Origin of the sequence: Kamptonema animale CS-326 (genome assembly GCF_028330895.1) — a bacterium.
GTDB classification, from domain to species: Bacteria; Cyanobacteriota; Cyanobacteriia; order Cyanobacteriales; family Microcoleaceae; genus Kamptonema; species Kamptonema formosum.
Genome location: NZ_JAQMUA010000419.1, coordinates 1 through 6,086 on the forward strand (window position 1 = coordinate 1; position 6,086 = coordinate 6,086).

Consider the following 6,086-nt stretch of genomic DNA (forward strand, 5'->3'; position numbering starts at 1 on the left):
ATTCAAGCGACCCGGAACATTTACCCCTATTAACGATCTAGTAGGTGGCGGCCCTTTTGGACTGCAACCGGGACAGTGGACAGACGATACCTCAATGGCACTTTGCTTAGCTGAGAGTTTAATTGAGAAAAAAGGTTTCGATCCAGTTCATCAATTGCAAACATATTTGCGATGGGAGAAAACCGGACATTTAAGCAGTAATGGAGAGTGCTTTGACATTGGCAATACTGTTCAACAAGCACTGTGGAAATTTGAAGATACTGGTAAACCTTTTTGCGGATCGATAGATCCTTTGAGTGCTGGTAATGGCTCAATTATGCGCTTAGCTCCCGTGCCTTTATTTTATGCTAAAACACCTCTGGAAGCAATAGAGAAATCAAAAGATAGTTCGCGGACAACTCACGGTGCGACTACTTGTTTAGATGCTTGCAGATATTTGGGATCTTTAATTGTAGGTGCTGTTAATGGAGTAAGTAAAGAAGAGTTACTTTCTGAACGCTACAGCCTTATATCGGGATATTGGGAACAACACCCTCTAATAGATGAAATCGACGAAATTGCAGCGGGTTCCTTCAAACGCCGCGAACCGCCAGAAATTAAAGGTACAGGCTATGTTGTCAAATCTTTGGAAGCGGCACTTTGGGCATTTTATCGCAGCAATTCGTTTAAAGAAGGGTGTTTATTGGCTGTTAATTTGGGCGACGATGCAGATACAACTGGTGCTGTTTATGGGCAGTTAGCAGGCGCTTTTTATGGAGAAAATGGAATCCCGGAAGCTTGGCGAGCTCGATTAGCTCACCGCGATCTGATTGCATCTTTTGCTGAGCAAATTTTTTCTTTAGCTAATTCAAGATAATTCAATAAATCTCGCCAAAAATTTCAGTAAAAATCCCCTGATATTTATCAGATTTTCCTAGAGGAGAAGGTCGCTCAATTAAAAAGTAAATGCGTGCAAAAAATAAATGTTAGAAATTAAAAATGTAAGTGGCACTGCTTTTATCATTGCCGAGTATCGAGCAGATAGCAGTCAAGATACGACACCTCTTTACAATGATGAAATTGTAAAACTTTTCCTGAATCACGACACCAAAAAAATCGCTGAAGATGCCGCAATCAATTTTCCGGCAGCTAAAGAAATGGTCAAAATCCGTACTAAATATTTTGACGATACCCTGTCAAAGGAAATTTTACAGGGCTGTAAACAAATAGTCATTTTAGGTTCTGGTTTAGACACCCGCCCCGCCCGAAAAAATATCGTAGGCGTTAAGTATTTTGAGATTGAAAATGAAGCCACTCTTAAATTTAAAGAGGAAATCTTAACTGCCAACGGCATCGCTGCCAATGTTAGCTATATACCTGGCGATTATATCAAAGATAATTTAATTGCCCTACTAGGCAAGCATCAATTTAACTTCGATCTTCCTGCGTATTTTATCTGGGAAGGAAATACCAGTTATCTGACTGAAGAAGAAGTAATGTTTGTTATGAAACAACTTCGCGAAAATGTGGGAGAATTTAGAATATCCTTTGATTATATGTCAGATCGAGTGATTGCCAGAAGCACAGGATATTCAGATATGGATGATTACATGAATAAATTAGAAAAAATGGGTGCAGTGTGGAAAAGCGGCTTTGCTAATATTGATGATTTAGCTAAAAAAGTAAATCTAAAAGTGGTGGAAAATTTCTCAACGGCTGAACTGCACAGAGAATATCGCCCCCACGTCTCCTTAGCATCTAATATTTTTATGTTCTACTTCCTTTGCACGCTAGAAAGTTATTAAGAAACAAGTCTAGGCAATATAAATACCAAAAAAACTATATTGACGACAATTACTAATTAAAAATGCAGAAAAAACAGAAATTTCCTTATCTAGTTGGCTCCAAATGGACAGCACAACAAAAAACTTGGGGATGGCGACACTTTCAGGTTACAAATAGAAAAAATCAAGGCAAATGGGTATTTGCCGAAATGGTAGCCGCCTGCGATCCCGCAGTCCGCTTCTGGCTGAACGCCCAACAGCTAAAAGATCGTAGCCTCTGGCAAGCTGGATGGCAGTCTACACAAGAATTAGAGGACTTAGAAACTGATAATTACCCTTAATAATTTGGCTGTACACCTTCCCATTTTTACCAATGTGTGGTTGGATAGATCAGCAGTATCAGCAGGTCAGTCGGGATGAGGAGCGAGATAGCAGTACCAATTGTAAAATTATCAGCAGGGGCGATCGACAAAACTGAAAAGGAGCCTGAATATAAACAGTTAGAGCTTTTTGAATGGAAAGTAGAAGACAAATTTCTAGAATCGAACAACATCCCCACTTCCCAAGTTCGGAGAAAGAATGGTTTAATTTGTCTTAATGATATGTGGCGAGTAGCAGGCAGCGTTAAAAATAAAATTCCTTCCCGTTGGATAGCCCTTAAGCATACACAATTTCTCATAAAATTGCTGCGAACTCAAGTTAACGGCGAAATTTATCAAATTTATCGCGGCAGAAACGGCGGCACTTTTTCCGTAGACGAACTAGCTTATAAATATTGGGAATATTTAAGCGTAAAACGCCAAGTAAAGTTAACTGAAAAAAAGGTACAAAGCCAATTAGCTAAAAGTATCGGTGCAGTGAAACGCGAAGTGCAAACTTTAGCCGGAAAAATTGATATTTTAACCGCTAAAGAGTTAATAGAGGTCAAATCAGTTAACAATTGGAAATGTGCCGTAGGTCAGGTTATAATTTACGGTCAGTCTTACCCCGACCACCAAAAGCGGATTCACCTTTTTGGCGAAGCATCCCCCGCATTTTTAAGCATGATTCGCTCCCATTGCACTGTTTTTGATATTGAGGTAACTTGGGAGTATTAACAATTTAAGTAGATGGACACACTTAAATGAAAAGTGGCGATTGCCTACCATGCAAGCGATAGAAGCGTTTATTTATGTCCGACTACTTAACGTATCGGTAGAGTTTATAGGAGGAGTATGAAAAAACAACTTACTGTCTCAATCTGTCTGGTAATTTCTGCCATCTTGACTGATGGTTTTACCTTAAGAGCGAGCGCAAATTCAGTAACTGCTTTAAACCAGATTCAGCCTACAATTCAGCCTACAAATATTGCTGCTACTACACCAGATTTACCTAAAGCCGTCCTGACTTTGCAAGACTTGCCTCCTGGCTTCAAAGATATGTCTGGCGAAGCAGAATCACTCAAGAAGCAGTTAAATAATGGCAATGAAGTTAAAGCTGAAAATGTTTTTGCTTTCCAAAAAAGTGATGACAAGCAGTTTCAGTTAATTGTGGGTTTCACAATGCCAATGCTGAGTCGGATCGAGCAAGCTAGCTTTGATAGTTCGATCCGCCAACAAGATTTTGCACAGGAGTTCCTCAAAGGCTTAAATGAGGGTAGTCAAGGAGACTTTTCCAATATCACTTCATCACCGATGGGCGAAAATATTGGCGAAGCATCGGCTAAATGGGTGACAAAAGGCCAACTGAACGGGATACCTATGCGCCTGGAAATGGCCGTATTTCGGCGGGGAAATTTAGGCGCAATGTTGATGATTTTGTATCTTGACGGTGAGAGTCCCAGTATAGCGATCGCAGATGCAGCGAGGAGACTCGACAGCCGTATTGTTGAGTTGAACCCGGTGTCCCCAACTCAACCACAATAGTGCGATCGCAACCTAAAATCGGTTAAATTATCAGAAAGTTTGCCACTTCTCCCTAAAGTTATGCCTGCTGTTTCCCTCCAAAATGTTTGTAAAGTCTACAATAACTTTTCTGCTGTCAACGACCTCTCTTTTACCATCGAAACGGGTGAAATGTTTGGTCTACTCGGCCCTAACGGTGCTGGTAAATCTACGACAATTCGGATGTTAACTACCCTCACCAAACCCACCAGCGGTGCCATTCAGGTAGGGGGATATGACGTAGTGCGGGAAAGCTTGCAGGTGAAGCAAAATATTGGCGTTGTGCTACAACAAACTAGCGTTGATACTGACTTGTCAGTATGGGAAAACATGGAATTTCATGGGAGGCTGCACCATATCCCTAACCCTCAGCGAAAAGAGTTAATTAATAGGTGGCTGGACTATGTGGAATTAGGCCAAAGACGCGATGATTTAGTGAAAACTTTATCGGGAGGCATGAAACGTAGATTACAAATTGCTAGAGCTTTGTTACATCAGCCGAAAATTTTATTTTTAGATGAACCAACTGTCGGACTCGATCCCCAGACGCGGCGGCGGCTGTGGGAAATTATTCGCGATTTAAACAAGCAAGGCATGACCATGTTGTTGACGACGCACTACATGGATGAGGTAGAATATTTGTGCGATCGCATCGGCATTGTAGAGGGCGGTAAGTTAATTGAACTGGGGACTTTAGAAGAACTGCGAACAGTTCACGGCAAAGGGTTAGTAATGAAACAAATAGGTGATAGGTGGGAGTACAAATTTTTCCCTAACCTCGAAGAAGCTAATGCTTATCTAGAGCAGCAACCTGATAAAACTGGGATGATGGTGCGCCCTTCAAATTTAGAAGATATTTTTGTAGAATTGACAGGAAGACAATTGGATTAAATTAAAAATTAAAAATTAAAAATTAAAAATTAATGAAAGACAAATTAAAAAAGATTAGCTAAATCAGAAATGAAACACTGTGTCATAGAATTGAGAAGAGTTAATATTTTAGATGTGGGATAGGGGCGTTGTGAATAAAGATATTTGCTTCCGCACTTTTACTTTTTCAGTTATAATAGTCAAACTCTGTCAATCTATCGATCAGAAATCTCTGGCAGGACAGATAATTCTAAAACAGCTATTGAGATCGGGAACATCTATCGGTGCTAATGTTGAGGAAGCCCAAGCTGCACAGAGTAGGGCAGATTTTATTAACAAAATGACGATTGCTCTCAAAGAAGCTCGTGAAACTAATTATTGGCTGCGGCTACTTGTGGCGACAGAAGTAGTCCCTAAAGAGCGAATTGGTCAAATACAAATAGAAGCAACTGAGCTGATGCGAATTATTGGTGCTATAATTGTTAAAACCAAGGAATCTAAGAATTAAAAATTATAACTTAAAAAAACTTTTGCATTTTTAATTGTATTTTTTAATTATAATTCTCACTCTGAAATTTTTAATTTTTAATTTTTAATTTTTAATTTACAAATGCCACGTTTAGCTACCCAGATAGAAGCCATCCTTTACTTAAAAGGTCAACCCGTGTCAATATCGGAAATTGCCGAAATTGCCAAATGCGATCGCGGCGAAGTCAAAGACGCTCTGATCGAACTCATGTCCGACAGTGCCCGTAGGGATAGTGCCCTAGAAGTCGTCGAAACCCCAGGAGGTTACAGCCTCCAACTCAGAGAAGAATTTGCCCCTTTAATGCAAGCCTTAATTGCCCCAGAATTGGGCGTGGGAGCCCTGCGAACACTCGCTGCGATCGCTCTCAAAGGAGGCCTCAGCCAAAGTGACTTAGTTAACTTGCGCGGTTCAGGAGCCTATCAGCAAGTTCAAGAACTTGTCGAACTCGGTTTTGTCCGCAAACGACGACAACCCGAAAGTAGGTCTTCTTGGCTACAAGTGACAGACAAATTTCATCGGTATTTTCAACTAGACCAGTTGCCAAAACAGCTAACACTGAACTTTCACGCAAATTTAGAGGCAAGCGAAGAAGAGTAGTTTAAACTAGAACTAACAAGCTTGACATTCAGAGTCACATAATGGTTTTTAACCCTAACTTTTCTGATTCCAATGCCCAACAAACCGCAACTAACCCACTGCTGAAGTATCTCCAGCACCAACCTCCAGAAGTTCTCGCTCGTATTGCCAAGTCCGTCAGTCCAGAAATCAAAGAAATCATCTCACACAACGTCCAAGGACTTGTCGGCGGTTTGCCTTCCGATAACTTCAACGTGCAAATTACAACAGACCGGGACAACTTAGCAGGTTTGCTAGCCTCAGCCATGATGACAGGTTATTTTTTGCGGCAGATGGAACTGCGGATGCAACTAGAGGAAAATTTAGCCAGCACTCGTTCTATTCCTGAGTAGGAAGAGGGAGTGGGGAGCGGGGGGGCGGGGGAGC

Annotated in this window: 9 protein-coding genes; all 9 read left to right on the forward strand. The window is 40.9% G+C overall.

Annotated features, from left to right (window positions below):
- The coding region (locus PN499_RS24660) for an ADP-ribosylglycohydrolase family protein (RefSeq protein ID WP_272035517.1) at positions 1 to 856 on the forward strand (856 nt) is incomplete at its 5' end.
- Between the two features lie 106 nt (positions 857 to 962).
- Complete coding sequence (locus tag PN499_RS24665; protein ID WP_272035519.1) at positions 963 to 1,784, forward strand: class I SAM-dependent methyltransferase; 822 nt, start codon at positions 963 to 965, stop codon at positions 1,782 to 1,784.
- A gap of 62 nt (positions 1,785 to 1,846) precedes the next feature.
- Positions 1,847 to 2,104 carry a TIGR02450 family Trp-rich protein gene (locus tag PN499_RS24670; RefSeq protein ID WP_272035521.1) on the forward strand — a complete coding sequence of 86 codons (258 nt, stop codon included), beginning with the start codon at positions 1,847 to 1,849 and terminating at the stop codon, positions 2,102 to 2,104.
- Positions 2,105 to 2,179: 75 nt separating this feature from the next.
- Positions 2,180 to 2,860 carry a KilA-N domain-containing protein gene (locus PN499_RS24675; RefSeq protein ID WP_007355111.1) on the forward strand — a complete coding sequence of 227 codons (681 nt, stop codon included), beginning with the start codon at positions 2,180 to 2,182 and terminating at the stop codon, positions 2,858 to 2,860.
- A gap of 117 nt (positions 2,861 to 2,977) precedes the next feature.
- Entirely contained in the window at positions 2,978 to 3,667 is a 690-nt protein-coding gene (locus tag PN499_RS24680) for a hypothetical protein (RefSeq protein ID WP_272035523.1), read from the forward strand.
- Positions 3,668 to 3,727: 60 nt separating this feature from the next.
- Positions 3,728 to 4,576 (forward strand): ABC transporter ATP-binding protein, encoded by an 849-nt coding sequence (locus PN499_RS24685; protein ID WP_272035526.1) that lies wholly within the window; start codon positions 3,728 to 3,730, stop codon positions 4,574 to 4,576.
- Between the two features lie 130 nt (positions 4,577 to 4,706).
- Positions 4,707 to 5,063 carry a four helix bundle protein gene (locus PN499_RS24690; protein ID WP_272035528.1) on the forward strand — a complete coding sequence of 119 codons (357 nt, stop codon included), beginning with the start codon at positions 4,707 to 4,709 and terminating at the stop codon, positions 5,061 to 5,063.
- Positions 5,064 to 5,165: 102 nt separating this feature from the next.
- Positions 5,166 to 5,681: an SMC-Scp complex subunit ScpB gene (gene scpB / locus PN499_RS24695; protein ID WP_272035530.1), complete on the forward strand. Its 516-nt coding sequence runs from the start codon at positions 5,166 to 5,168 to the stop codon at positions 5,679 to 5,681.
- A gap of 41 nt (positions 5,682 to 5,722) precedes the next feature.
- Entirely contained in the window at positions 5,723 to 6,052 is a 330-nt protein-coding gene (locus PN499_RS24700; RefSeq protein WP_272035532.1) for a DUF760 domain-containing protein, read from the forward strand.
- Positions 6,053 to 6,086 lie beyond the last annotated feature (34 nt).